This window comes from Shewanella sp. Shew256, from assembly GCF_002196695.1.
Lineage (GTDB): Bacteria > Pseudomonadota > Gammaproteobacteria > Enterobacterales > Shewanellaceae > Shewanella > Shewanella mangrovisoli.
In genome coordinates this window covers 159,607-182,860 of record NZ_NAJR01000007.1, presented here as the reverse complement: position 1 = coordinate 182,860, position 23,254 = coordinate 159,607, and the positions used below count along the sequence as shown (strand labels likewise).

Annotated in this window: 26 protein-coding genes; 9 read left to right on the top strand and 17 right to left on the bottom strand. The window is 46.8% G+C overall.

The window, feature by feature from the left end; translation table 11 throughout:
- Window positions 1-75: 75 nt before the first annotated feature.
- Complete coding sequence (locus tag B5P39_RS14880; RefSeq protein ID WP_011625622.1) at window positions 76-1,017, top strand: LysR family transcriptional regulator; 942 nt, start codon at window positions 76-78, stop codon at window positions 1,015-1,017.
- A 621-nt stretch (window positions 1,018-1,638) separates the two neighbouring features.
- Here B5P39_RS14880 and B5P39_RS14875 read toward each other — a convergent pair.
- The 8 genes from B5P39_RS14875 to B5P39_RS14840 form a co-directional block, all read right to left on the bottom strand.
- Window positions 1,639-3,486, bottom strand: a complete 1,848-nt coding sequence (locus tag B5P39_RS14875) for a DUF885 domain-containing protein (protein WP_088212071.1) — start codon at window positions 3,484-3,486, stop codon at window positions 1,639-1,641.
- 152 nt (window positions 3,487-3,638) lie between these two features.
- Window positions 3,639-4,796, bottom strand: a complete 1,158-nt coding sequence (hemW, locus tag B5P39_RS14870) for a radical SAM family heme chaperone HemW (RefSeq protein WP_088212070.1) — start codon at window positions 4,794-4,796, stop codon at window positions 3,639-3,641.
- Window positions 4,796-5,413: an RdgB/HAM1 family non-canonical purine NTP pyrophosphatase gene (rdgB, locus tag B5P39_RS14865; RefSeq protein WP_011625625.1), complete on the bottom strand. Its 618-nt coding sequence runs from the start codon at window positions 5,411-5,413 to the stop codon at window positions 4,796-4,798. Before rdgB ends, hemW begins: the two co-directional genes overlap by 1 nt.
- A 160-nt stretch (window positions 5,414-5,573) precedes the next feature.
- Window positions 5,574-6,008 carry a DUF4426 domain-containing protein gene (locus B5P39_RS14860; RefSeq protein ID WP_011621977.1) on the bottom strand — a complete coding sequence of 145 codons (435 nt, stop codon included), beginning with the start codon at window positions 6,006-6,008 and terminating at the stop codon, window positions 5,574-5,576.
- A gap of 68 nt (window positions 6,009-6,076) precedes the next feature.
- Complete coding sequence (gene yggU / locus B5P39_RS14855) at window positions 6,077-6,367, bottom strand: DUF167 family protein YggU (RefSeq protein ID WP_011621978.1); 291 nt, start codon at window positions 6,365-6,367, stop codon at window positions 6,077-6,079.
- Window positions 6,367-6,915, bottom strand: coding sequence for a YggT family protein (locus B5P39_RS14850; protein WP_011716279.1), 549 nt, complete (start codon window positions 6,913-6,915; stop codon window positions 6,367-6,369). The genes yggU and B5P39_RS14850 overlap by 1 nt, the downstream gene beginning before the upstream one ends.
- Before the next feature lie 75 nt (window positions 6,916-6,990).
- Window positions 6,991-7,809, bottom strand: a complete 819-nt coding sequence (proC, locus tag B5P39_RS14845; protein WP_088212069.1) for a pyrroline-5-carboxylate reductase — start codon at window positions 7,807-7,809, stop codon at window positions 6,991-6,993.
- 224 nt (window positions 7,810-8,033) lie between these two features.
- Window positions 8,034-8,750 carry a YggS family pyridoxal phosphate-dependent enzyme gene (locus tag B5P39_RS14840; protein ID WP_088212068.1) on the bottom strand — a complete coding sequence of 239 codons (717 nt, stop codon included), beginning with the start codon at window positions 8,748-8,750 and terminating at the stop codon, window positions 8,034-8,036.
- Between the two features lie 35 nt (window positions 8,751-8,785).
- On the opposite strand from B5P39_RS14840, the gene B5P39_RS14835 reads away from it, so the two are divergent.
- The 4 genes from B5P39_RS14835 (at window position 8,786) to hemH (ending at window position 12,708) form a co-directional block, all read left to right on the top strand.
- Window positions 8,786-9,823, top strand: coding sequence for a type IV pilus twitching motility protein PilT (locus tag B5P39_RS14835; protein WP_011716282.1), 1,038 nt, complete (start codon window positions 8,786-8,788; stop codon window positions 9,821-9,823).
- Window positions 9,824-9,832: 9 nt separating this feature from the next.
- Entirely contained in the window at window positions 9,833-10,945 is a 1,113-nt protein-coding gene (locus B5P39_RS14830) for a PilT/PilU family type 4a pilus ATPase (protein WP_011716283.1), read from the top strand.
- Window positions 10,946-11,121: 176 nt separating this feature from the next.
- Entirely contained in the window at window positions 11,122-11,655 is a 534-nt protein-coding gene (locus tag B5P39_RS14825) for a glutathione peroxidase (RefSeq protein WP_086904528.1), read from the top strand.
- A 69-nt stretch (window positions 11,656-11,724) separates the two neighbouring features.
- The gene (gene hemH, locus B5P39_RS14820) at window positions 11,725-12,708 is read left to right on the top strand and encodes a ferrochelatase (protein ID WP_088212067.1); all 984 of its coding nucleotides are present in this window, start codon (window positions 11,725-11,727) and stop codon (window positions 12,706-12,708) included.
- 61 nt (window positions 12,709-12,769) lie between these two features.
- Here the strand turns inward: hemH and ruvX are convergent, their stop codons facing one another.
- The 4 genes from ruvX to B5P39_RS14800 all read right to left on the bottom strand — a co-directional run bounded on the left by ruvX (window position 12,770) and on the right by B5P39_RS14800 (window position 14,651).
- Window positions 12,770-13,195 carry a Holliday junction resolvase RuvX gene (gene ruvX, locus B5P39_RS14815; protein ID WP_011621986.1) on the bottom strand — a complete coding sequence of 142 codons (426 nt, stop codon included), beginning with the start codon at window positions 13,193-13,195 and terminating at the stop codon, window positions 12,770-12,772.
- Between the two features lie 30 nt (window positions 13,196-13,225).
- The gene (locus B5P39_RS14810) at window positions 13,226-13,789 is read right to left on the bottom strand and encodes a YqgE/AlgH family protein (protein ID WP_088212066.1); all 564 of its coding nucleotides are present in this window, start codon (window positions 13,787-13,789) and stop codon (window positions 13,226-13,228) included.
- Between the two features lie 68 nt (window positions 13,790-13,857).
- A complete protein-coding gene (gene yciH / locus B5P39_RS14805) occupies window positions 13,858-14,187 on the bottom strand; it encodes a stress response translation initiation inhibitor YciH (RefSeq protein ID WP_011625632.1) in 330 nt (109 codons plus the stop codon).
- Window positions 14,188-14,336: 149 nt separating this feature from the next.
- Window positions 14,337-14,651, bottom strand: coding sequence for a hypothetical protein (locus B5P39_RS14800; protein ID WP_088212065.1), 315 nt, complete (start codon window positions 14,649-14,651; stop codon window positions 14,337-14,339).
- 179 nt (window positions 14,652-14,830) lie between these two features.
- On the opposite strand from B5P39_RS14800, the gene B5P39_RS14795 reads away from it, so the two are divergent.
- Both B5P39_RS14795 and B5P39_RS14790 read left to right on the top strand, forming a co-directional pair.
- Window positions 14,831-15,391, top strand: a complete 561-nt coding sequence (locus B5P39_RS14795; RefSeq protein ID WP_011621990.1) for a DUF4136 domain-containing protein — start codon at window positions 14,831-14,833, stop codon at window positions 15,389-15,391.
- Window positions 15,392-15,743: 352 nt separating this feature from the next.
- On the top strand, window positions 15,744-16,385 hold the full coding sequence (locus tag B5P39_RS14790; RefSeq protein ID WP_023266508.1) for a trimeric intracellular cation channel family protein: 642 nt from the start codon (window positions 15,744-15,746) through the stop codon (window positions 16,383-16,385).
- 313 nt (window positions 16,386-16,698) lie between these two features.
- Here the strand turns inward: B5P39_RS14790 and tpx are convergent, their stop codons facing one another.
- The 3 genes from tpx to B5P39_RS14775 all read right to left on the bottom strand — a co-directional run bounded on the left by tpx (window position 16,699) and on the right by B5P39_RS14775 (window position 18,853).
- Window positions 16,699-17,292, bottom strand: coding sequence for a thiol peroxidase (gene tpx, locus B5P39_RS14785; protein WP_011716290.1), 594 nt, complete (start codon window positions 17,290-17,292; stop codon window positions 16,699-16,701).
- Between the two features lie 111 nt (window positions 17,293-17,403).
- Complete coding sequence (locus B5P39_RS14780) at window positions 17,404-18,231, bottom strand: mechanosensitive ion channel family protein (RefSeq protein ID WP_088212064.1); 828 nt, start codon at window positions 18,229-18,231, stop codon at window positions 17,404-17,406.
- A 31-nt stretch (window positions 18,232-18,262) separates the two neighbouring features.
- Window positions 18,263-18,853, bottom strand: coding sequence for an OmpA family protein (locus B5P39_RS14775; protein WP_088212063.1), 591 nt, complete (start codon window positions 18,851-18,853; stop codon window positions 18,263-18,265).
- A 287-nt stretch (window positions 18,854-19,140) separates the two neighbouring features.
- Here B5P39_RS14775 and ltaE point away from each other — a divergent pair, with 287 nt between their 5' ends.
- Together ltaE and B5P39_RS14765 are read left to right on the top strand one after the other, a co-directional pair.
- Window positions 19,141-20,154, top strand: coding sequence for a low-specificity L-threonine aldolase (ltaE, locus tag B5P39_RS14770; RefSeq protein WP_088212062.1), 1,014 nt, complete (start codon window positions 19,141-19,143; stop codon window positions 20,152-20,154).
- 164 nt (window positions 20,155-20,318) lie between these two features.
- Window positions 20,319-21,785: an HDOD domain-containing protein gene (locus B5P39_RS14765; protein ID WP_088212061.1), complete on the top strand. Its 1,467-nt coding sequence runs from the start codon at window positions 20,319-20,321 to the stop codon at window positions 21,783-21,785.
- Between the two features lies 1 nt (window position 21,786).
- On the opposite strand, the gene B5P39_RS14760 is transcribed toward B5P39_RS14765, so the two are convergent.
- Both B5P39_RS14760 and B5P39_RS14755 read right to left on the bottom strand, forming a co-directional pair.
- Complete coding sequence (locus tag B5P39_RS14760; RefSeq protein ID WP_425383175.1) at window positions 21,787-22,242, bottom strand: nuclear transport factor 2 family protein; 456 nt, start codon at window positions 22,240-22,242, stop codon at window positions 21,787-21,789.
- A 146-nt stretch (window positions 22,243-22,388) separates the two neighbouring features.
- Complete coding sequence (locus B5P39_RS14755) at window positions 22,389-23,213, bottom strand: zinc-dependent peptidase (RefSeq protein WP_088212059.1); 825 nt, start codon at window positions 23,211-23,213, stop codon at window positions 22,389-22,391.
- Between the last annotated feature and the right edge of the window lie 41 nt (window positions 23,214-23,254).

Genomic DNA, 23,254 nt, shown 5'->3' with positions numbered 1-23,254 from the left:
TGAGGCATTTGTGCTGCATTCCTATGCTATTCCGAAAGTTAATATCACTGTCGAAACTGCTTAAGGCGACTTTCCATGTTAGAACTGTTAGAACCTATTGCGATTTTTACTCATGTGGCCAGAGCTGGTAGTTTTAGTGCCGCCGCAAGAAGGCTTGGGATCTCTAAATCTAAGGTCAGTACGCAGGTCGCCGATCTCGAGCATAGACTCGGTGTTCAACTGATCCAGCGTACCACTCGAAGCTTAAGTCTGACTGAAGCTGGACATTTGTTATATCTGCAAGGTGAAGAGTTGCTCCGCGATGCCGAACAGGCCATTGCTAGCGTGCATAACTTAAACGATGCCACCCGCGGCGTATTAAAGGTGGGGATTTCCCAGTCCTTTGGCGCTATGCATATCATTCCCGCACTGCCATCATTTATGGCCAAACACCCTGAGCTCGAGCTGCAAGTCAGCTTATTAGATCATAAGGTCGATGTGGTCAGCGAAGGTTTAGACCTATTGTTGACTATGTCTGAGCAGCTTCCTCTCGGTATGGTGGCGCGTCCTTTGATGAAGTGTCAGTTCCTCCTCGTTGCCTCCCCTGATTACATTGCGAAACATGGTGAACCGTCGCGCCCTGAACAATTGGTCGACCATAACTGCTTGGTCTATCAAGGTGAGTGGCATGAGCACAGCATGTGGCAGTTTAAAAAGGGCGATGATTACTGTGAGATAGGTGTCTCTGGTAACTTTAGAGTGGATAACGCTCCAGCATTAAAATCAGCTGCGATCAGTGGCTTAGGGGTTGTATATCTGGCCAGTTACTTGATGGAAGATGAAATCGCTAAGGGCACCTTAGTGCCGCTGCTGAGGGATTGGCAACTGACTCATCATTTACCGCTACAGGCCGTTTACCCACGCCGTAAACACTTAGCGCCTAAGGTGAGTGCTTTCATTGAGTTTATTAAAGATCACATTGGTAACCCGCCTTATTGGGACATTCCCTATGCAGAACTCTTCAGTGAACGTCAGTAATTTTGGAAACATTGTTCTTAAAATGCGTTTAATGCATTTTTAGGGAGTTTGATGGTTTTAAAATTCATTTAAAATCAATCAGCTGAGTCGTGACTGGCTTGTATTTTAGTTTGGTTTTTTAGGGTTATCTAAAACAGCTTTTTAGTAGGTGTATTGAAGTCTGTTCTTAAATGAATACAATGGTTGCCAGATGATTCGGAATGACCTGAGTCCTACACTTATACTGGAAATGACCCCTTTTGGTATTAGCGTACAGGTTGGCAGCAATGCAGTTTCGGATCACAGCCAGCAGAAGTTTGCGAACTAAAACAATGTTGGCTTTTAAACCATCATCCTAGTTTTTGGTTTACCTCAGCTCATTAGGCTGAGGTAATTTTTTTCTGATGGTTGAGTGCGGGAACGAGTTTTGTCTCTCTGTACCCTAAAGTCACACCGAGTGTTAAGTGCATGCTTAATACATCAAATATAGTGACCCACAGTGAGATAGGGTTTTATGACCTAGCCGGTAATAAATCCAATAAAAAAGCCACTTAATAGTGGCTTTTTTATTGGCTGCGATTTAACTATTTTATTGGCAAGGCGTTCAAGGGAGGCTAGCGTTAGCCTCCCACGGTTTCAAGCTTAGGCTTTGTTAACACTAGCAATCCATTGATCGACTTGCTCTTCCAGTACATCTAAAGGCAGCGCGCCATTTGCCAAGACTAAAGTATGGAAATCCCGGATATCAAACTTATCACCCAGTTGTTTTTCCGCCTTGTGTCTCAGTTCGAGTAACTTAATCATCCCAACTTTATAGGCAGTAGCTTGCGATGGCATAACGATATGACGTTCGACCATTTTCTTCGCATCGGATTTTGCGTTAGGGGTATTATCGACGTAATAAGCTATCCCTTGTTCGCGGGTCCATTTTTTGGCGTGGATCCCGGTATCGACCACTAAACGACAAGCTCGCCATAACTCCATCGCCAGTCGACCAAAATCGGAGTAAGGGTCAGCATATAAGCCCATCTCCTTCGGGAAAGACTCACTGTAGAGCCCCCAACCTTCGATATAAGCGGTATAGCCACCAAACTTACGGAACTTAGGAATATCCTTTAGCTCCTGTGAGATAGCGATTTGCATATGGTGGCCAGGGATCCCTTCATGGTAAGCCAGTGCTTCCATCTGGTATTTGGGCATGGCTTTCATATCGTAGAGGTTGGCATAGTAGCTGCCAGGGCGAGAGCCATCGGGCGCCGGTTGTTCATAAAAGGCTTTACCCGCAGATTTCTCCCTAAAGGCTTCAACCTGTTTGACTATCATGGCCGCCTTAGGCTTGACCTTAAAGACTTCATCCAAGCGTGAGCGCATATTATCGATAAGCTTGGTTGCATCGGCTAAATATGCCGCTTTGCCTTCGGCGGTATTTGGATAATAGAACTGCGGATCATCGCGCATAAAGGCAAAGAACTCTTGCAAGGTGCCGTTAAAATTCACCTTTTTCATAATGGCGCGCATTTCATTATGGATGCGCTCCACTTCGGCAAGACCAAGTTGATGGATTTCATCCGCCGTCATGTGGGTAGTCGTGGTGCGCGCAAGGGCATTGTTATAAAACGCCTCGCCGTCGGGGAGTTTCCAAACCCCATCGCGGGTATCGGCCTTGGCTTCTAAGGTTTTGATATAGGCGATAAGCGTCTTGTATGCGGGCTCAACTTGGGACACTAGCGCTTTTTCTGCATCGGCAATAAGCTGGGCTTTTTCTGCTTCAGTGATGCTGAGTGCGCTCACTTTTTTGCGAAAATCCGCCAACAAGGCACTGTCTTCGCCTTTATCGAAGGGGGCGCCTTTAATGATGTTTTGGCTGTCAGAAATCACGTAACCAAACACAAATTTAGGGGTAATAATGCCTTTATCAGCGCGCACTTCTAGCGCCTGTTGCAGTTGGCTTAGGCGTTTGGGCACGCCATTTAAGCGGCTGATATAGGCCTTAGCATCGCTGACATCGGTGATCTGGTGTTGATTAATCAGGAAGGAGGCGATTATCGAGTGGCCACCATGCATCTGATTCACTGGGTAGTTATGGTAGCGCCACTGGTAGTCTTTGATATCGTTATTCAGGTTTTGGGTGAGTAACGTCAGGCTTAGGCGAGTTTGTGGGTCAAGCTTACTCGCATCCAGTTGATTCACTTCGGCTAGCTGTTTCTTGGTTCGCGCCAACTCACGGGCATCCGCTTCATCGCCAATGTCATCCCACTTATCATAGTCCTGCTTTATACCCATATAGGTTTGCGCAATGGGGCTTGCCATGATGTTTTCCATGAAGATGGCTTCAAACAAGGCGTTGGCTTTTTCTGACTCGCTTTGGGCAGCAACACTTGCACTGGTCACATTATGTGAGTCACTTAAGGTGGGCACCGCATAGGAAGGCAGTGCTAGCAGGGAGGAGAGGGTAAATGCGACTAAGCTGATGTTCGTTTTTATTGGCATGATCAGGCTTCCTTAACAATGTTCAGGCAATTCTAAAGAAGCAGGGGAAAAATGTATGAATATAAATGTTAGAAAATGTGTTAGCCATAAAAGATATCTCATTGAGAAACCTAGGCTAACACATTATTTATATAGGAAATTTAATCAGCGAATTAACAAAATTGCGTCAGTAAATCGTTCACAAACATGTGACCTTTACTGGTTAATTGCCAATGTTCAGCCGATTCGGTCAGTAAACCCCGTTGTTTGGCCTTTTCCATTCCCTCTTTCAAAGTATCACGGTGTAAACCGGTTCTGTCTTCAAACTCTTGCTTTGGGATAGGCGTCATTAAGCGCAGACGATTCATCAAGTATTCGAGGGCACGATCTTCTTCGGCGACCTCAGTTTGCTCGAAGTGATAGCTGTCGGCGGCTAAATAACCCTTAGGGTGTTTGATTTTGACCGTGCGAATAATGCGGTTCTCTTCGGGCAAGGTCACTTTGCCATGAGCGCCACAGCCAATACCTAAATAATCGCCAAACTGCCAATAGTTAAGGTTATGCCTGCATTGATAACCGGGTTTGGCATAGGCCGAGATTTCATACTGCTCATAACCGAGTGCCGCTAACTTTTGTTGCCCTTGTTCGTAGATCTGCCAGAGATCTTCATCGTCGGGCAGCTGCGGCGGTTTTGAGTGGAACAGGGTATTGGGCTCAATCGTCAGTTGATACCAAGACAAATGCGGCGGATTGAGCGCAGCAGCGGTATCGATATCTGCCATGGCCTCAGCAAAACTTTGATTCGGAAGTCCGTGCATCAAATCCAAGTTAAAACTTAAATAACCCGCTTGGCTGGCTTTTTGGGCGGCGGTTTGAGCTTCGTTTTGATCGTGGATCCGTCCCAGCAGATTGAGCTTATCCTTAGAGAAACTCTGTACCCCAATGGATAACCGGGTGACCCCTGCGGCGCGGTAGGCACTAAAGTCATCGTGCTCTAGGGTGCCAGGGTTGGCCTCCATGGTGATTTCAATATCGTCACTGAAGGGGATCAGCGCATTGGCGCCATCCAATATCCGTTTGATTTGATTGGCATCAAACAGAGACGGCGTTCCACCACCAATAAAAATGGTGTGCAGCTTACGGCCCTGTACTAAGTGCAAGTCTTGGCGTAAGTCCGCTAGCAGCGCATCCACATAGGCCTTTTGGGGTAATTCGCCATTTTGCCCATGGGAGTTAAAGTCGCAGTAAGGGCATTTTTGTACACACCAAGGGATATGGATGTACAGGCTCAACGGCGGCAGGGTTAACTGAGGTGACACATTCACTGACATTATTGGGCGTTCCCGTCGGTAAATACGCCTTTTTCCTGCATGGCAGCAATCAGTTGCACTAAAGCTTTACCTCGGTGACTCAAGGCATTTTTCTCGTCACTGCTCATTTGCGCAGCGCTGCAATCGTGGTGCTCTGGAATAAAAATCGGGTCATAACCATGGCCGTTGTCACCACGCTGGACGAAATCTATTTGGCCTTCCCACGAGGCTTGGCAAATGATGGGCGTTGGGTCCTTCGCATGGCGCATATAGACTAAAACGCATTGGAATCTGGCCGTACGCGGGGCAGGATTATCCTTTAATGTGTCTAAGAGTTTTAACACATTGTCTTGATCCTTAGCGTTTTCCCCCGCATAGCGCGCTGAGTAGATGCCCGGCGCACCTTGGAGTAAATCGACTTCTAATCCCGAGTCATCGGCAATGGCGGCAAGTCCGGTAATTTGCGCCGCATGTCTGGCTTTGATAATGGCGTTTTCGACAAAGGTGGTGCCCGTTTCGGCCACTTCGCTAACGTTAAATTGGCTTTGTGGCAGCACTTTTACGCCATAGGCGGCGAGCATTTGATCGAATTCGGCAAGTTTACCTTTATTGCCACTGGCGAGGACGATTTGTTGCATGGAATACCTATTGGATTGGGCGCTCTTGGCTGTGTGTCACTGAGTGTGAACATTGAGCGATGTCATTGGACTGTATGCGGCAATGATACCCAAGCTTGGCGGTAAAGGACAGAAAAAGGCAGGACGATACTTGGTATCGTCTTGCCCTGTGAGGTTGGAATTATTCGACGTAGAACTTTTGCTTAAACTGCAGATTGGTGTTGAGTTGATTACCGTGTTTGATGGCGATGTTGAAATTGATTTCTTGATCGTCGCGGTAAGGTACTTCGGCGATGTAGTAAATCGCCTTACCCTCACGGATCTCTCTAAATTTCAAATCGATACGGGCATCGAGTAGGTTATTGGCCACGCCAGTGATTTCAACGGGCACTGCGGGTGAGCCTTCTTCACTCATATCTAATACCGCAATGTTAATGATGCCTCTGTAGCTACTGCGTTCGATGCCATAGGATTTCGCAATACTAGGCGTTAAAAAGGTGCTGCCCAGTGCCATGTAATGAATATCGAAGTTACCGACGGTTTCTTTTTGCTCGGCATTAGCGACACCGCACAGGCTTGCGGTTAAGGCGAGCATAATAAGGAGATTACGTAACATGATGTTGTACCTTCATATGAGGGATTACTTGAGTATAGGTCGCAGGAAGGAGACTTCCAACGCTGTGTTTATTCGAGCAGTGTCGCGATTTCTGCGGGGACGTTTTTAGGGGCGCTAATGCGTACCTGCTTATGACGTCCTAATTCGCCCTTAAGGATGTGAACATCGCTTTTAGGGACTTTAAAGGCCTTGGCTAAATACTTGCTTAAATGGGCATTGGCCTTGCCATCGATAGGCGGTGCTGTGATGGCGACTTTTAACTCATCACCGTGTAGCCCGACTATCTGATCGCGACTCGCTTTAGGTTGAATATACAAATTAAGCAGCAAGTCGCCTTGCTGCATAATGACTGCGCTCATTAAATCACGGCCCAAAATGGTACGTATTGCGCCAACAGCATGTTGATAAAGTTCATGCCGATAATCACCAACATCACCGACAGATCTAAGCCACCAATGGGCGGAATAATGCGGCGCACTGGTGCTAAAATGGGCTCTGTTAGTTGTCCCATGATCATCACAATGGGGTTATAGCCTTGATTGAACCAGCTTAAAATTGCACGAATGATCAGCATCCAGAAGAGCAAAATGCCCGCCTGCTTGATGACAGTAACAAGCGCAAACACAAAGAACAGCACTATATCAATACCGCCGCCGGCAATAAGACTTATCAGCAGCACTTTGACCATCACCACTAATAGGGCGAGCACAAATGAAGAAGTGTCGAATCTTCCCATTGAAGGAATTAATCGACGCATAGGTGCGATCAACGGGTGAGTGGCTTTGACCACAAACTGACTGAAGGGATTATAAAAATCGGCACGGGCCAAGGGGAGCCAGATCCGTAATATCACCACCATCAAATACAAATCGAAGAGTGTGCTGATCAAAAAGGTTAATGCATTCATCGAGATTTCTGCCTATATGAGTCCGATTAAAAACGCCCGCGTTAAAAGTGAGTGAGTCACCCAGCCATTGCTGGATCAAAAAGTATTGGCCATTTCCTCTGCACGTTTGATGCAGTTTTCCATCGCATTTTTGACCACACCACGGAGATCCGCCGCTTCAAATGTGGCGATGGCTTGCGCTGTTGTGCCGCCCTTCGAGGTGACATTCTCCCGTAAATTACCCAGCGTAAGCTCAGGATTTTGCTTTGCCATCATAGCAGCACCGAGGGCCGCTTGCTGTACTAAGCTTCTGGCTTTGGCTTCATCCATGCCCATTTGTTTGCCGGCATCAATCATGGATTCCATCAGCAGGAAGAAATAGGCAGGTGAACTACCCGCAAGGGCAATCACTTGATTAATCTCAGATTCCTCATTCACCCACACAATTTCACCGCCGCTGGACATCAAGCGTTCGGCAATGGCTTGTTGGGCATCAGAGAGCGGCTGTGGCGCGTAGAGTCCTGTCATACCGACACCGATTTGCATTGGCGTGTTTGGCATAGTGCGAACCAGCGTAATGGATTGCGCTAAATACTGGCTGTAGCGCTCTGCTTTAATCCCCGCGGCAATGGTAATGACCAGCTTGTTAGACATGTCAATGCCTTGCAGCGCTTGGCATACTTGCTCCATCAACTGCGGCTTGACGGATAATACGATGACATCGGCATCTTGGGCGGCGCTGAAATTGTCTTGGGATACACGCACACCAAAGTCGGCGGCGAGGGCATCGAGTTTACCTTGGCTAGGATTGGTAGCTTGCACTAGCGCAGCAGGATAGCCGCTGCGAATTAAGCCGCTGATAATACTACGGGTCATATTGCCCGCACCGATAAAGCAGATTTTTTGTTGATTCATGTGTACCCCATAATGTCTGGCCTAGGCTGAGTGGATAACATTCAGCATTAATATCATTAAATTAGCGTTATTAGGCCGGATAAAAATTTCTATTTGATGTTCTCTAACAGTATTTGGGCTTTAGCCACTAAAAACAAGGCTAAAGCCGATTTTGCTGGCTCGCCTTTGGCTATCTCGCTGATTTCCCTTAACGTCAATCGTTCAGATGCATTAACTAGTAACGACTAATTGCGGGTGGTCTCTTTTGCACCGTAATCCCGTTCACCAAAGATGGCGCTGCCGATACGCACCATGGTTGAGCCGCACTCAACCGCGACGTCTAAGTCATTACTCATGCCCATGGAGAGAGTATCTACCGCGGGATAATGCTGCTTTAGCGTATCGAATAACAGCTTAAGCTTGCTGAGTTCACGGGTCTGCTGCGCGATGTCATTGGTGGCACTGGGAATCGCCATTAAGCCCCGCAGTTGTAAATGGGGTAATTGGCTGATGCTATCGGCCAGCTGTAGCATCTGCTCGGCACCGATACCAGATTTAGTGTCTTCATCACTGATGTTGATTTGAATACACACATTGAGCGGCACAAGGTGTGCTGGGCGCTGCTCATTGAGTCGCTGGGCAATTTTCTCCCGCGAGAGGGTGTGCATCCAATCGAAATGTTGGGCGACTAAAGCGGTTTTATTGGATTGCAGTGGCCCAATAAAATGCCATTCGATATCAGGGTGTGTGCCCTTTAGCGTCTCAATTTTTGTCACACCTTCTTGAACATAGTTCTCGCCAAAGCAACGCAGGCCCGCATCATAGGCTGCTATAATATCTTCAATGGGTTTAGTCTTACTGACGGCAAGTAAGCGAATACTGTGAGGTAGGCGTGCGCATTTTTGCGCCGCTTGCGCGATCCTGCTCTGGGCGACTGCGAGTCTGTCTGCTATTGTTGTCATGATGTAATTATCTGGTTGCAAGGATATCCCAAACTATGGAAATCACTGAGTTATTAGCCTTTAGTGTAAAACACAAAGCCTCGGATCTACACCTCTCTGCAGGGATATCTCCCATGATCCGTGTCGACGGTGAAGTGAGAAAAATTAACCTGCCCGCGCTCGATCATCAGGGTGTACACAGCCTTGTGTACGACATTATGAATGATAAACAGCGTAAGGACTTTGAAGAGCATTTAGAAATCGACTTTTCGTTCGAAGTCCCTAATTTAGCGCGTTTCCGTGTGAACGCCTTTAACCAATCCCGCGGCGCGGCGGCGGTATTTCGTACCATTCCAAGCGAAATTTTGTCGCTCGAGCAGTTAGGGGCGCCAGAAATTTTTAAAAAAATTTCCAGCTTTCCCCGCGGCTTAGTGCTTGTTACTGGGCCTACTGGTTCGGGTAAGAGTACCACACTTGCGGCCATGGTGGATTACATCAATGAGAACCGCCACGACCATATCTTAACCATTGAAGATCCTATTGAATTCGTTCACCAGAATAAGCAATGTTTGATTAACCAACGGGAAGTGCATCGCCATACCCACAGCTTTAACGCGGCGCTACGTAGCGCACTGCGTGAAGACCCTGACGTTATTCTCGTCGGTGAGATGCGTGACCTTGAAACCATTCGTCTGGCGATGACGGCGGCTGAAACGGGTCACTTAGTTTTTGGTACCTTGCATACCACCTCGGCGGCTAAGACCATCGACCGTGTGGTTGACGTTTTCCCTGCCGGTGAAAAGGACATGGTGCGTACCATGTTATCTGAATCATTACAGGCGGTTATTTCGCAAACCCTGATTAAGAAAATCGGTGGTGGCCGTGTGGCTGCCCACGAAATCATGATGGGTACGCCCGCTATTCGTAACCTTATCCGTGAAGATAAAGTGGCGCAGATGTACTCAGCCATTCAAACGGGGATGGCCCATGGCATGCAAACGCTCGAACAGTGTCTGCAAAACTTAGTCAACCGTGGCCTCATCACCCGTGAGGATGCCATGTCGAAGAGTTCAAACAAACAAGCGACGTTTTAAGGATTTATGATGGATGTCCGTCCGTTTTTAAAAGTCATGGTGGAGCGTAAAGCCTCGGACTTGTTTATTACCGCTGGTTTTCCGCCAAGCGCCAAAATCGATGGCGAGTTACGCCCATTAGCCGAGAGTGCCTTCACGCCCGCGCAGTCTTTGGATTTTGTTGAATCCGTAATGACTGAGGCGCAAAAGAAGGAGTTTCATAGCACTCGCGAGTGTAACTTTGCTTTTGCGGTGAAGGATTTAGGGCGTTTTCGCGTTAGCGCATTCTGGCAGCGTGAATCTCCGGGATGCGTTATGCGCCGGATTGAGACCAAAATCCCAGAGGTGGAAGACTTAAAACTGCCACCGATTTTAAAAGATCTGGTGATGAGTAAACGGGGTCTTATCATCATGGTTGGGGGAACGGGAACCGGTAAGTCGACCTCCTTGGCGGCGTTAGTGGGTTATCGTAATGCCCATGCCCGTGGTCATATCCTCACCATCGAAGACCCGGTGGAATTTGTGCACGACCATCGCAAAAGCATCATCACTCAACGTGAAGTGGGTATAGATACCGAATCCTTTGATGCGGCGCTGAAGAGTTCGCTGCGTCAAGCACCCGATGTGATTTTGATTGGTGAGATCCGTACTCAAGAAACCATGGAGTTTGCGCTTTCTTTCGCCGAAACGGGTCACCTCTGTATGGCGACATTGCACGCGAACAACGCTAACCAAGCGTTAGACCGGATCATGCACTTAGTGCCTGAGAGTAAACACCAGCAGTTGCTATTCGACTTGTCACTCAACCTGCGCGGCATTGTGGCGCAGCAACTGGTGCCCAAAGTCGATGGCACAGGACGACGGGCGGCGATTGAAGTCTTGATCAATACGCCACGTGTCGCGAGTTTGATTGCTAAAAACGAGCTGCATTTGCTCAAAGAAACCATGGCCAAATCGAATGAGCAGGGTATGCAGACCTTCGACCAAGCCTTGCTGCAACTCTATATCGATGGGGAAATCAGCTATGCCGATGCGCTTCACCATGCTGACTCGCCAAACGACTTACGTTTAATGATCAAACTGCAAAATAAAGAGCCTACCAGTTCCAGCTTTATGGAAGGCGTGACCTTGGATATGGATTAATCCTATCTGCGGTGATGTTAAAGCAGCTCCCTTGAGCTGCTTTTTTTATCGCTTAAGCCAATCGATAACTCGCTGTAGCTTTTATTTTTTTATTCAATATGATCTCTATATTAGTGAGTGACGTAATAGAGAATAACGAGTTTGCCAATCTTGGCGCGCCCAATGAGAAGGACATTATGATGAAACTCCCCTTAGTTATCTTTGCTAGCCTGTTAAGCACTAGCGCATTTGCGGCAACTTGCCCGAGTTATCTTGATGTTGAAGTGCGTAAATTGCACTCGGATGAGAAGATTAATCTGTGTGAATTGACTCAGGGCAAGCCAGTGTTACTGGTCAACACCGCGAGTAACTGTGGTTACACTCCGCAATTTAAGGCTCTCGAAGCGCTTCATAAAGAATACAAAGACAAAGGCTTAGTGGTGATTGGTTTCCCTTCCGATGACTTTTTCCAAGAAGAAAATGATGAAAAAGACACGGCTAAGGTGTGCTACATCAACTATGGTGTTACCTTCACTATGCTCGCGACATCGCCCGTGAGAGGCAGCGATGCTAACAGTGTATTCAAATACTTAGGAGATAAAGCAGGCTCGCCTAAGTGGAATTTCTACAAATATGTCGTCAGTGGTGATGGCAATACTGTGCAGCAGTTTAATTCTAAGGTGAAACCCGATAGTGCCGAGCTTAAGCAGGCAATAGAATCAGTGCTTTAATGCCCAATTTATTCATTTTACTCATGTTAAGAGGCTACTTTGGCTAGGTTTTCAGGATTATCAAAAGAGATGGGTCACGCAAAGCGTGGCAAAGTGGGTGTGTTGTTACTTAACCTTGGCACACCCGATGCGCCAACAGCATCGGCGGTGAGGCGTTACCTTGCCGAGTTTTTATCCGATCCTCGGGTGGTCGAAATTCCAAAACTCCTGTGGATGCTAATTTTACATGGCATAGTGCTGCGCGTTCGCCCAGCCAAGTCTGCGGCGCTCTATCAGAAGGTCTGGACTGAAGCGGGTTCACCACTGATGGATATCAGCTTGCGCCAAACCGCTAAATTATCAGAAAAATTAACGGCCGATGGACATCAAGTATCAGTATATTTAGCCATGCGTTATGGCAATCCTTCTGTGGCGAGCACCTTACAAACGATGCATCAACAGGGGATTGATAAGCTGGTGGTGTTACCGCTCTATCCGCAATATGCGGCGCCGACAACCGGCTCGGCTTTTGACGCTATTGCAAGGGAATTAACCCAGTGGCGCTATCTACCATCGCTGCATTTTATTCACACGTATCATGATAACCCCGACTTTATTACCGCATTGGTGAACTCAATTCGTGCCGACTTTGAGCAACAGGGTAAGCCGCAAAAGTTAGTGCTTTCTTACCATGGTATGCCGGAGCGTAATCTGCACTTAGGCGATCCTTATTATTGCTTTTGCATGAAGACCACCCGTCTGGTGGCCGAGCAATTAGGGCTTACAGCGGATGAGTTTGTGATGACTTTCCAATCTCGCTTTGGTAAGGCTAAATGGTTACAACCTTATACGGATGCAACCATGCAGGCGTTACCAAGCGAAGGTGTACGTGACGTGGCGATTGTGTGCCCAGCGTTTAGTGCCGATTGCTTAGAGACCTTAGAAGAGATCGTGGGTGAGAATGGCCATATCTTTGCTAATGCCGGCGGGGAGAAGTTCCGTTACATTCCTGCACTGAACGATAATGATGACCATATCAGCATGATGGCGAACTTAGTTAAGCCTTATCTGTAAGCTTTATAACCGTAGAAATAAAAAAGGATAGCTCAGGCTATCCTTTTGTTTTTATGACTTTTCATTCACCGAAATGATTTTCAAAATAGCTTTCGACAATCAACACGGCAGACACGGCATCGACTTGACCTTTGGTGAGGGCTTTAAAGCCGCCGAGTTCAAATAGCCGAGCTTTTGCATCTGTGGTGGTCAATCTTTCATCCTGAGTGACAATTTTGACCCCAAACTTAGCGTTTAGGCGGTTGGCGAATTTTCTTGCCCTGTGGGTCATCTCTTGCTCTGTACCATCCATATTGAGCGGTAAACCTACGACGACTAAATCGGGTTGCCACTCTTTAATGAGCTTGCCGATTTCATCCCAATTGGGAATACCATCGACGGCTTTTAGGGATAACAGCGGGGTGGCGCTGGCGGTGATTTGTTGCCCTATGGCGACACCAATACTTTTTGTTCCAAAATCAAAACCTAAAACGGTTTTTGCGTTCATCTCTATATTCACTCGTCACAATAAAATCGGCTAGGCGTGGCCCGCCTGTGATGACAATTGCCAAGCATCAAAGCCGAGTGCGCGGCTGGCTTGTTGCCATCTATTCTCGTGTTTGACATCGAAGAGCAGGGCCTGATCGGCAGGGATAGTCAGCCATGAGTTATCGGCCAGTTCTTGCTCCAGCTGGTTTTTGCTCCAACCCGCATAACCTAATGCCACGATAAATTTTTCCGGCGAGCGCTCGCTGCCAATCGCCGTTAATACATCCCTTGAGGTGGTGAGCATGAGGCCAGAGCTTAATTCTGTACTGTTGGCCCAATAAGGCTGGGATGTATGCAGGACAAAGCCTCTATCTTGGGACACGGGGCCGCCCATTAAAACCTGCGCGCCTAATGCTAGGTCGGTAGAAACTTGCTCAGCGGGTAAATCCATCTGCTCGAGCAATGAGTTCACTTCAATGCCCAGCGGTTTATTAATCACGAGTCCCATAGCGCCTTTTTCATCGTGCTCACATAGATAGATGACGGTGCGCTCAAAAAAAGTGTCATCGAGCGACGGCATGGCGATTAAAAAATGGTTCTGCAAACTCTCCATTAAATGCTCCGTTCAGCCCACAGGCGTTGACCAATAGATTAAATCCAGCGGCTTAGGTTGGTGGCGTATCAACCGCCGGCTAATTTGACTTTGTAGTTTTGTTTTTCAAGCAGTAGTTTTAGTTGTTCGCGATTATCGGTTTGCACTTCGATAGTGAAATCTTTGACTGTGCCACCACAACCACATTGTTTTTTAAGGGTTTGTGCCAGGGCTTTTAAGCCCGCTTCATCAAGTCCTAGGCCTGAAATGACCGAGACACCTTTACCTTTGCGGCCTTTGCTGTCTCTGTGAATACGCACAATTCCATCGGATGCGGGGATAGCTTTGGCTTCTGGCTCGGCAGTAATGCGGCCTTTATCTGTGCTGTACACTAAGGAAACGTTGGGATCTACTCTCATAAGTCATCTTTTATCTGAATATACGCCGCTTAAGTTTACCAAACTCAACGTCTTTCGGGGAGGTAAAAAAAGGCCACTGACAGAGACTGAAAGTGGCCGAAGGTCAATGCTAGCTCTTTGCAGGGAAGTAGCATGTTTAAAAAGCAGACTTAGAGATGCTGCAATACCATAGCGATTAATGCCAATGCGGTGAGTAGGGCGCAGGGCATGATAAAACGATGCAATTTAGGCAGGGCGATTAAGCAAGCGGTGGCAACAAACCCAAAGGCGGCAACCGTGGTGTAATTCACCCCGTTCGACACAGTCTCAAACACGAGCCAACTCAATACGACTAAAGGTAAAAACAGCAACATCATGGGGAGATGAGGTGTGAGCTTACTGTTATGGGGATCGGCTGAGACTTTTTGCGGTGCAAACCAGAAAATCGCCGATGCCACAATCAATGCGCTAATGAACCAGTACATGTTATTTATCCCTTAATCGCCTTAAGTGATAATCATTATCATTTAAAGTGATTGCTGAAGTCAAGCTGAATAACACACTGCTTTTTCATCATATTGAGTTGTAGAACCGTCCATTGCTCTGTAAGCTAAATTTATTTTCGGCTTATTTGTGTTCGATAAGAACGACCAAGGAAATCATCATGAAAAATATAATTGTAGGTTTAGCCGTACTGGCACTGAGTGCCTGTAGTTCGCTGAAGTCGGGTTGGGATTTTGACCCTAGCGCCAATTTTACTCAGTACAAGACCTATGCGTGGGTCGCACAAAAGACCGATGCTTCGGGTTACCACCTCGATGGTTTAATGGATCAGCGCGTGCGGGATGCGGTGAACTCACAGCTTTCATCTAAGGGCATGACTTTGGTCGATGCAAAGGATGCCGATGTATTAGTAAACTATCTGACCAAAATCGATAAGAAGATTAATGTCGATACCTTCAATACCAATTTTGGTTATAACCCTTACTATGGCCCAGGTTGGGGCTGGGGCGGTAACATGCAAACCCAGACCACGGTCAGAGAATATGAAGTGGGCACCCTGATCATTGATTTAGTTGATAATAAAACCGCTAAGTTAATTTGGCGCGGCTCAGTGGCAGACACTATCCGTGATAAAAATACCCCTTCGGAAAGAGTGCAGCTTATCAACGAAGCGGTCGGCAGTGTGATGGCGAATTTCCCGCCAAAGCCTGAAAACAAATAATTTACTTTTAGTCTAAAAAAGCGGCCCTTTGGCCGCTTTTTTGTGGCAAAAATTTAGGCTGAGTGGCATTAAGATGAATTTTCTACAAATTTTAAAGTTTTAATTGATTATGCTTTATTAAAACTTATCAAAAAATAAGCTTAATTGAAAATGGGGAATAGCTCGTTATTAGTTAATGTATTGTTATTGAAGGGTTGTGATGTTACGTGGTATTGAAAAGTAGAAATGACTAATGCACAAATGCTTCCAATAGATTAAATATTCTAATGACAGAATTTAAATAATCTCATTATCCAGTCCGTGGATTATCAGGCAAAATCCGTTCTTTATGCATGGGTAATAAGTAGTTTAAATGCAAGAAGCGCAATTTATCGGATTATTATGGCTGATTGGGATTTTAGCCGAAGCCATGACAGGGGCATTAGCGGCGGGTCGTAAGCAGATGGACCTATTCGGCGTGGTTATCATTGGCTGCGCGACGGCGATTGGTGGTGGAACCCTAAGAGACATGCTGCTCGGAAATTACCCTTTGATTTGGGTCGAGAATGTCCATTACCTGCTGGCGATTGCATTTGCGTCTTTATTAACGGTCGCCATTGCGCCTGTGATGCGTTACCTGTCTAAGTTATTCTTGGCCATTGATGCCTTAGGCCTAGCCGTATTCTCGATTGTTGGCGCACAAAAAACGCTAATGTTAGGCTTTAGTCCAACGATTGCGGTGGTGATGGGGCTCGTCACAGGGGTCTTTGGTGGGGTGATCCGCGATATTCTCTGTAATCAAGTGCCTTTGATTTTTAAGAAAGAACTCTATGCGGTGATTTCGCTCTTTACCGCAGGCTTATATATCACCCTCAATGCTTACCAATTGGCTGAGTGGATAAACCTAGTGATCTGTTTAACGCTGGGCTTTAGCTTACGAATGTTAGCGCTGCGTTATCATTGGTCTATGCCGACCTTTGACTATCAAGCCAGCGGCGACCAACATACGCACTAGGGCGTGTTGACGTTTCAGGGTTGTTTTTGCAGCAATGTGGCTGGCTTTTATGCAAGGCAAAGTTCGTGCAGGTGTAGTTATTCTACATAAACGGACGATAACGCGGCAGAAAAGCCAGCCAAATGCTGCCCGAAGGGTTCGTCTCGCAAGCCCTTGCTCTTACTTTCAGTCATAAGAGCCGCTCGTCATTTGAGTAAATTACACATCATTCCTCGTTTCGCGAGCATGTGCTTGCCAGAAAGAACAAAATTTAATCTCGAAACGTCAACACGCCCTAATAAAAATGGGGCATTTAATGCCCCATTTTTTTATGTTATTGCTGTGCTTGAATGGTTTTTAACGCTTCAAGCGCGGCGTCATAATTGGGGTGTTCAGTAATATTGGGGACCAGCTCTTGGTACTTAAGCTGACCTTCGGCATCGATAATAAAGATAGCCCGAGCGAGTAAGCCGTAATCCTCAATCAATAAACCGTATTTCTCGCCAAAATCACGCCACACTGAGTCGGAAAGCACTTTGATTTTGTCGACATTCTCAACCTTACAGAAACGTTTTTGCGCGAAGGGCAAATCTGTACTGATGGTCAACATGACGACATCATCGGAGAAGTGACTGACTTCACTGTTAAAGCGCTTAGTTTGCAGCGCACAGACGCCCGTATCTAAACTGGGCACGGCACTGATCAGCACGGTTTTCCCTTTAAAGTCACTCAGGCTGATAGGGGTAAATTTTTCATCGACAACTTTAAATCGTGGCGCCATTTGCTCAAGCTTGGGTAATTTCCCTGCGAGAGTGACAGTCTTGTCGCCCATCATCACTTGGGTTTTATCATTGGCGATAGCGGTGGGGCTGAGAACCATTAAACTAAAAACACAGCCAGCGGCTAGAAATGAAACATACTTTTGCATTTTCTCTCCCTTACTCAGGTATGTTGTGCACATTGGCTTAAGGTACGACAAAACCTAAACTATCACCATAAAAAAGGCCGGTATTCACCGGCCTTTTAATATGCTTGCTGATTATTTGCTCTCAGGCAATTGCTTCACATGAATATCCATTTGTGGGAATGGAATTTCAATGTTCGCTGCATCGAGTGCATTCTTGATTTGTTCTAAAATTTGGAAACGCGCAGTCCAGTAGTCGGCGGTTTTAACCCAAGGACGAACCACAAAGTTGATTGAAGAATTTGCCAATTCAGAAAGACCTACGGTGTAACCAGGCTCTTTCAGCACGTATTGGTTGTTATCTAAGATATCTGTTAATACTTTTTTGGTTTGCGCAATATCCGCAGAATAAGACACGCCAATCACTAAGTCGATACGACGATTTTCAGAGGCTGAGTAGTTTGTGATAGTACCATTCATGATTGAAGAGTTTGGCGCCACAATCACTTTATTATCTGGGGTGCGTAATTTGGTTGAGAAAATTGTGATTTCATCAACAGTACCGGCAATACCCGCCGCTTCAATATAATCACCTACGCGGCATGGACGGAATAGCACCATTAATACGCCTGAGGCAAAGTTAGACAGAGAACCTTGCAGTGCTAAACCTACGGCTAAACCGGCGGCACCGATAACGGCGACTAAAGAGGCGGTTTGTACGCCAATTTGGCCTAAGGTGGCGATAATAGTGAACACAAACACCACTGCCCAAGCTAAGTTAGCCACAAAAGACACCACAGTTGGGTCAATCTTGCGGCTGTTGAGTACCTTGCGTACTAACTTTTGTGCGACGCCAGAAAAATATTTACCGACGAAGAAAATAATGAGGGCAAATAAGATTTTTAAGCCATAGGTCATGACCAAATCTGGCGCCTGCTTTAATAAACCTTCGAGGTTTTCCATTAAATTACTCCCTAAAAATACGCTAACAAAACTAGTTATTATTGACGATAAATTGTACTCGTCGATTTAATCTGCGACCTTCGCTGGAATGATTATCCGCAACAGGTTCAGATATACCTTTACCGATAACGGTAAAGCGATTTGGATTGAAGCCATAGTCTTCAACCAAAATGCGTTTCACATTTTGAGCCCGTCGTAGTGATAACTGATAATTAAACTCTGGCGTACCGACAATATCCGTATGCCCAACTAGAGTTAATCGAGTCTCAGGATTCGCGTCTAAAAAAGCTTTCACTAAGGCTAAAGCTTTCCATTGCGATAAATCTACTTCGGCAATCGCAAACTCAAAATACACAATCGCGGTCTCAATATTATGACAATCAGCGGCTGAATAAGTACTGGGGTCATTGAGATCACATTGAATACTGCTGGATTTTACTTCGGCTTGGTAAACACAGCCATTGGCCATCACAGTGGTGTTTGCTGGTGTGTTTGGACAGGCATCTTTAATATCCGGGACGCCGTCTTGATCTGTATCTTGCCATGCATACGCGGGCAATATCAGGATTAAGCTCAAGGCTAAACACGTTAATTTAATCCATTGCATTACGGATGTTTTCACCACAAATCACCTTGTATTTTATCTTGAGTAGCTAAAACCACTAAGAGATTTGCACTGCATTAGCATGAGCATCTTAGTCGGGTATTCTATCTTTTTTATCGGCCTAACGCCAAGTTTTGCCCGTTATTTGATGCAAATCAATCGCATCAGCCTAGATAACATTGGCTCCTTGTTGATTTTATCGGCAGACATAAAGGCAAACTATACAAATTTTTCCTTTGAGGCTAGAGTCGCACTTACGCGATGAATATCCGCGTCGGGGATAGGCAGAAGAAGTCGAGGACAAGATGATAGATTTACGCAGTGATACCGTGACCCAGCCAACAGAGGCGATGCGCTTAGCCATGTCGAGGGCTGAAGTGGGTGATGATGTTTATGGTGATGATCCGACCGTCAACAGCTTACAAGATATGGCCGCCGAGATGTTTGGTTTTGAGAGTGCGCTGTTTACGGCATCGGGCACTCAGGCCAATTTACTCGCATTGATGGCACATTGTGAGCGCGGGGATGAATACCTGTGCGGCCAGCAGGCGCATAACTATAAATTTGAGGGCGGTGGCGCTGCGGTTCTCGGCAGCATTCAGCCACAACCGCTGACCAATCAGCTGGATGGCACTATCGCCTTGACCGATATTGAAGCGGCGATTAAACCCGATGATATTCACTTCGCGCGCACGCGCTTATTGAGCCTAGAAAACACTATTGGCGGTAAAGTCTTGCCCCAGACTTATCTTGCCAATGCGCAGGCACTGGCATTTCAGCGTGGCTTAAAAATTCATTTAGATGGCGCTAGGGTTGCTAATGCCGCCGTGGCACAGGGGATAGGGATTGCCGATATTGCGGGGCATTTTGATTCGGTTTCCATCTGTTTATCCAAGGGATTGTGCGCGCCTGTTGGCTCGCTGCTCCTAGGTGATGAACGCCTAATTAAAAAGGCCACGCGCTGGCGTAAAATGCTGGGCGGCGGCATGCGCCAGGCGGGGATTTTAGCGGCGGCGGGTAAATTAGCGCTCACAGAGCAGGTTGAAAGGCTTGAGGAAGACCATGAAAATGCTGCGTATCTTGCCCAGCAATTGAGTCAGTTAAGTGAGTTTGAAATCGATTTAGCCGCCGTTCAAACCAATATGGTATTTGCAACGCTTGCACCCCATGTCGATGAGAAAGCGCTGGCGAAACGTTGCCGTGAGGCGGGCATTCTCATCAGCCCTGGCCGCACGCTACGCTTTGTGACCCATAAAGATGTGTCGCGTCAGGATATTGATAAAGTGCTACAAGTGTTTAAGTTACATCTGCAGGCATAATCGGCTTTGAGCCCAAGTGAAAACTTGGGCTTTTTTATACATCTTACTTACTATATCGCGGATTTTAAAATCAAAAGTCGAATTGTGAGCCAGATGCTAGGCGAATTTTTTTAAGCCTATCTATACTAAAAACAATAAGTTCACATCATTGAGGTCGAGCAGGGTTGAAACCTAACAATAATACTAATAAAGGGGTCGATTATTGGACAAAACGGATCAGTGAATTGGAAATGCCAGCGCTCTGTTCCACCGTCCAGACGTTAGAAAAGCTTGCCAAGGATGACGTATCGTCTCTCGCCTTACTCGGGCGAAGCGTGATGCACGATAACGCCCTCACATCCCGTATCTTACGTGTCGCTAACAGCGCGATTTACCATAAGGGCAGTACCCAAATTTCGACCGTCAGCCGAGCCGCAATAGTGTTAGGGTTTGATGCGGTGCGTAATATCTGCATTACGGCTCAACTGTTATCGAGTTTGTTAGAGAGCAAAAATCTTGCCCCCGCCGTGTATCAGCGCTTAATCAAATTAATGGCGAAGGCATTCCAAGCCGCCATGTTAGCGCGGATGATGCTCAGTGATTACGATGAGGATATTCAGGAAGAAGCCTTTATCGCCTCTTTGCTTTACCACATTGGTGAGAGTGCATTTTGGAGTATTGGCGGTGAGTTTACCGAAACCTTAGACAGCCAATTAACCGAGTGTGAAAATCCCGTCGAAGAGCGTAGTGTTATACGTGAAGCCTTGGGTACCTCATTCTCGCAACTGACGCAGAGTATTGCGCGTCACTGGGGATTAGGGGAGTTATTGATCCAAGCGGTGAATTATCCCGATGATCAACGCCCTGAAATTCGCTCTATTTTTCTCGCCGATAAGCTCTGTGAGATTCTCTCCCAAGAGGTGATTGATAAAACCGAACTGGAAAAGCGTATCAGCCAAGCCGCCAATTTTACTGGGCTGGATGAGAAAGAATTAACCCTGAGAATGCAGCGCTGCACTAAGGCGACCCATAAATTAGCCGAAGCCTATGGCGCTAAAGTGTTGATCGATTATCTGCCCGATCCTAAGCGCATCAATAAGGTTGAGCCCAGCGCACCTGTGGTTGAGCTGCCCGTATTTGAGGCCAACTTGAATGTGCAATTGGCCAAACTGCGCGAGCTCACCGCCTTTGCGATCAATAAAGCCGATTTTAACCAAATTATGCAGACCGTACTCGAAGGGATTTTAGAAGGCGTCGGCGTGGACCGCTGCGGGGTGTTACTCCTATCGCCCAGTCGTAAACAGTTGCAGCCTAGGATTATGCTCGGTCGAGATGCTGAAGAGATGAAGCAACTGTTCATTATCGATCTTGGCGATAGAAAGGGCTTATTTTCACTGGCGATGGAACATAAGGAATGCCAGTGGATTGATAACCCCAATGCTAAAAAGTGGCTCGAGCAATGCAAAGAACTTAAGACTCAGTTGCCAGAGTCGGGTTTTTTGATGGCGCCACTCTTGGTCGATAGTAAAGTGATTGGCTTTTATTATGCTGACCGTGGGCCATCGGAAAGAACCTTTAGCGAAGTGGACTTTCAAGCTTTTATCCACTTCTCGCAGCTGGCCAATGTGTGTTTTACCGTGTCGTTAAAATAGTTTACTGAGCGTTTTTAATTTCAGCGGTAATCTGTTTGGCAATCGAATTTGGGATGGGAAAGCTCAAATGATATTGAGCAATTTTCCATTCCCCATTGGTTTTAATTAGGGTGCCTGTCCCTCGGCTTACGCCATAACTCGGGCTGTTAAGCAGTTCATCAAACAGGATCACATCACCATGCTGCACTAAATGGCGGCTGGTTAAATCGTAGCGCCAACCTTTGGTCGGGCGTGAATAGCGTTCAAACTCGGCCATACCCCAGCGCTCAGTCGCATCCGTTCCAATAAAAATACCATCCTGACGATAGAGGGCAAAATACTTGTCCCAATCGGCACTACTCGAATATTGATTCAATTTATCCAGCACTTGAGCGGCCGCTTGTTCATCGCTAAGCGTGGTTGCTACTTGTTCGTCAGCAATGGCGGTTTGTGGATGAAAGCATAGGGTGCCAAGCATTAACAGGCTGGCGCTGAACAGTGCGAGATGCTGGCGAGTGCGAGCTGAATTGGAGTTGCGCTCCGTGCGAGTGAAAATTGTCATCGTGGATTCCTTATCGTTATGGTTATTCGGTCTGATGGTTTCTAGAACATATGCTAATTAGATCAGTGCCAGTTTATCGGATCGAGTTGATAAAAATGGCTCAACTCGCGATAAAGGGCTGGATGCTCAAGATTAAGTGCTTCTGGCTTTTCAAAAAAGACCTCAGTCACTACGGCAAAAAATTCTGCGGGATTGGTGGCACCATAGTAATTAAACAGGGACGGGCGGCCAAGGGCGGCAGCTTGAACTAACTCATTATAGGCCTGACTAAATACGCTCGACCACGACAGATAATCCTGACGGCGCTGTAAAATCGGCGCGCCATTGGCGTGACCATCCTCTTGATCTAATTGATGGGCAAACTCGTGGATCACTACGTTATTACCATCGTGGGGATTGGCTGCGCCCTCTAAAGTATTTTTCCACGACAGTATCACTTGGCCTTGCTCCCAGGATTCCCCTGCCAGCACATTGCGTTGCTCCCAGATTAAACCCGCGGGATCTTGGCGTTGGCTATCGACAATAAAAGCATCGGGATAGACCAATATCTGTCTCAGATTGGGGTAAAAATCGGTATTGCGGTTTAGCAGAAGCAAGCAGGCTTGGGCGGCGATGGTGACGCGAATTTCGTCGGTTATTTGCAAACCGTCGCAACCGACGAATCGTTTCTCATCCAAAAAGACTTGGATATGGCGTTTGAGTTGCAGCTGAAGATCCGCTGGCAAGGCGTGGAAATAAGGCAATCTTTTCTTCAAAATTGTTCGCCAAGCCTTAGGAAAGGCGCTAGCCATTACGCGTTTACGGTGGAGCGTCTTGCGCCAGCGGCTCGAGGCTAACCAAGCGATTGCACCGAGGCCAAGCGTTAGGGTAATGAAAACTGCGAGCATGAATTCCTCAGTGCACTATTTCCTTAGGTATATTAGCTAAT

Excerpts from the sequence above, each read along its gene's own strand:
- B5P39_RS14880 (WP_011625622.1), top strand. The coding sequence starts at position 76 with ATGTTAGAACTGTTAGAACCTATTGCGATTTTTACTCATGTGGCCAGA.
- B5P39_RS14875 (WP_088212071.1), bottom strand. The coding sequence starts at position 3,486 with ATGCCAATAAAAACGAACATCAGCTTAGTCGCATTTACCCTCTCCTCC.
- hemW (WP_088212070.1), bottom strand. The coding sequence starts at position 4,796 with ATGTCAGTGAATGTGTCACCTCAGTTAACCCTGCCGCCGTTGAGCCTG.
- rdgB (WP_011625625.1), bottom strand. The coding sequence starts at position 5,413 with ATGCAACAAATCGTCCTCGCCAGTGGCAATAAAGGTAAACTTGCCGAA.
- B5P39_RS14860 (WP_011621977.1), bottom strand. The coding sequence starts at position 6,008 with ATGTTACGTAATCTCCTTATTATGCTCGCCTTAACCGCAAGCCTGTGC.
- yggU (WP_011621978.1), bottom strand. The coding sequence starts at position 6,367 with ATGAGCGCAGTCATTATGCAGCAAGGCGACTTGCTGCTTAATTTGTAT.
- B5P39_RS14850 (WP_011716279.1), bottom strand. The coding sequence starts at position 6,915 with ATGAATGCATTAACCTTTTTGATCAGCACACTCTTCGATTTGTATTTG.
- proC (WP_088212069.1), bottom strand. The coding sequence starts at position 7,809 with ATGAATCAACAAAAAATCTGCTTTATCGGTGCGGGCAATATGACCCGT.
- B5P39_RS14840 (WP_088212068.1), bottom strand. The coding sequence starts at position 8,750 with ATGACAACAATAGCAGACAGACTCGCAGTCGCCCAGAGCAGGATCGCG.
- B5P39_RS14835 (WP_011716282.1), top strand. The coding sequence starts at position 8,786 with ATGGAAATCACTGAGTTATTAGCCTTTAGTGTAAAACACAAAGCCTCG.
- B5P39_RS14830 (WP_011716283.1), top strand. The coding sequence starts at position 9,833 with ATGGATGTCCGTCCGTTTTTAAAAGTCATGGTGGAGCGTAAAGCCTCG.
- B5P39_RS14825 (WP_086904528.1), top strand. The coding sequence starts at position 11,122 with ATGATGAAACTCCCCTTAGTTATCTTTGCTAGCCTGTTAAGCACTAGC.
- hemH (WP_088212067.1), top strand. The coding sequence starts at position 11,725 with ATGGGTCACGCAAAGCGTGGCAAAGTGGGTGTGTTGTTACTTAACCTT.
- ruvX (WP_011621986.1), bottom strand. The coding sequence starts at position 13,195 with ATGAACGCAAAAACCGTTTTAGGTTTTGATTTTGGAACAAAAAGTATT.
- B5P39_RS14810 (WP_088212066.1), bottom strand. The coding sequence starts at position 13,789 with ATGGAGAGTTTGCAGAACCATTTTTTAATCGCCATGCCGTCGCTCGAT.
- yciH (WP_011625632.1), bottom strand. The coding sequence starts at position 14,187 with ATGAGAGTAGATCCCAACGTTTCCTTAGTGTACAGCACAGATAAAGGC.
- B5P39_RS14800 (WP_088212065.1), bottom strand. The coding sequence starts at position 14,651 with ATGTACTGGTTCATTAGCGCATTGATTGTGGCATCGGCGATTTTCTGG.
- B5P39_RS14795 (WP_011621990.1), top strand. The coding sequence starts at position 14,831 with ATGAAAAATATAATTGTAGGTTTAGCCGTACTGGCACTGAGTGCCTGT.
- B5P39_RS14790 (WP_023266508.1), top strand. The coding sequence starts at position 15,744 with ATGCAAGAAGCGCAATTTATCGGATTATTATGGCTGATTGGGATTTTA.
- tpx (WP_011716290.1), bottom strand. The coding sequence starts at position 17,292 with ATGCAAAAGTATGTTTCATTTCTAGCCGCTGGCTGTGTTTTTAGTTTA.
- B5P39_RS14780 (WP_088212064.1), bottom strand. The coding sequence starts at position 18,231 with ATGGAAAACCTCGAAGGTTTATTAAAGCAGGCGCCAGATTTGGTCATG.
- ltaE (WP_088212062.1), top strand. The coding sequence starts at position 19,141 with ATGATAGATTTACGCAGTGATACCGTGACCCAGCCAACAGAGGCGATG.
- B5P39_RS14760 (WP_425383175.1), bottom strand. The coding sequence starts at position 22,242 with ATGCTTGGCACCCTATGCTTTCATCCACAAACCGCCATTGCTGACGAA.
- B5P39_RS14755 (WP_088212059.1), bottom strand. The coding sequence starts at position 23,213 with ATGCTCGCAGTTTTCATTACCCTAACGCTTGGCCTCGGTGCAATCGCT.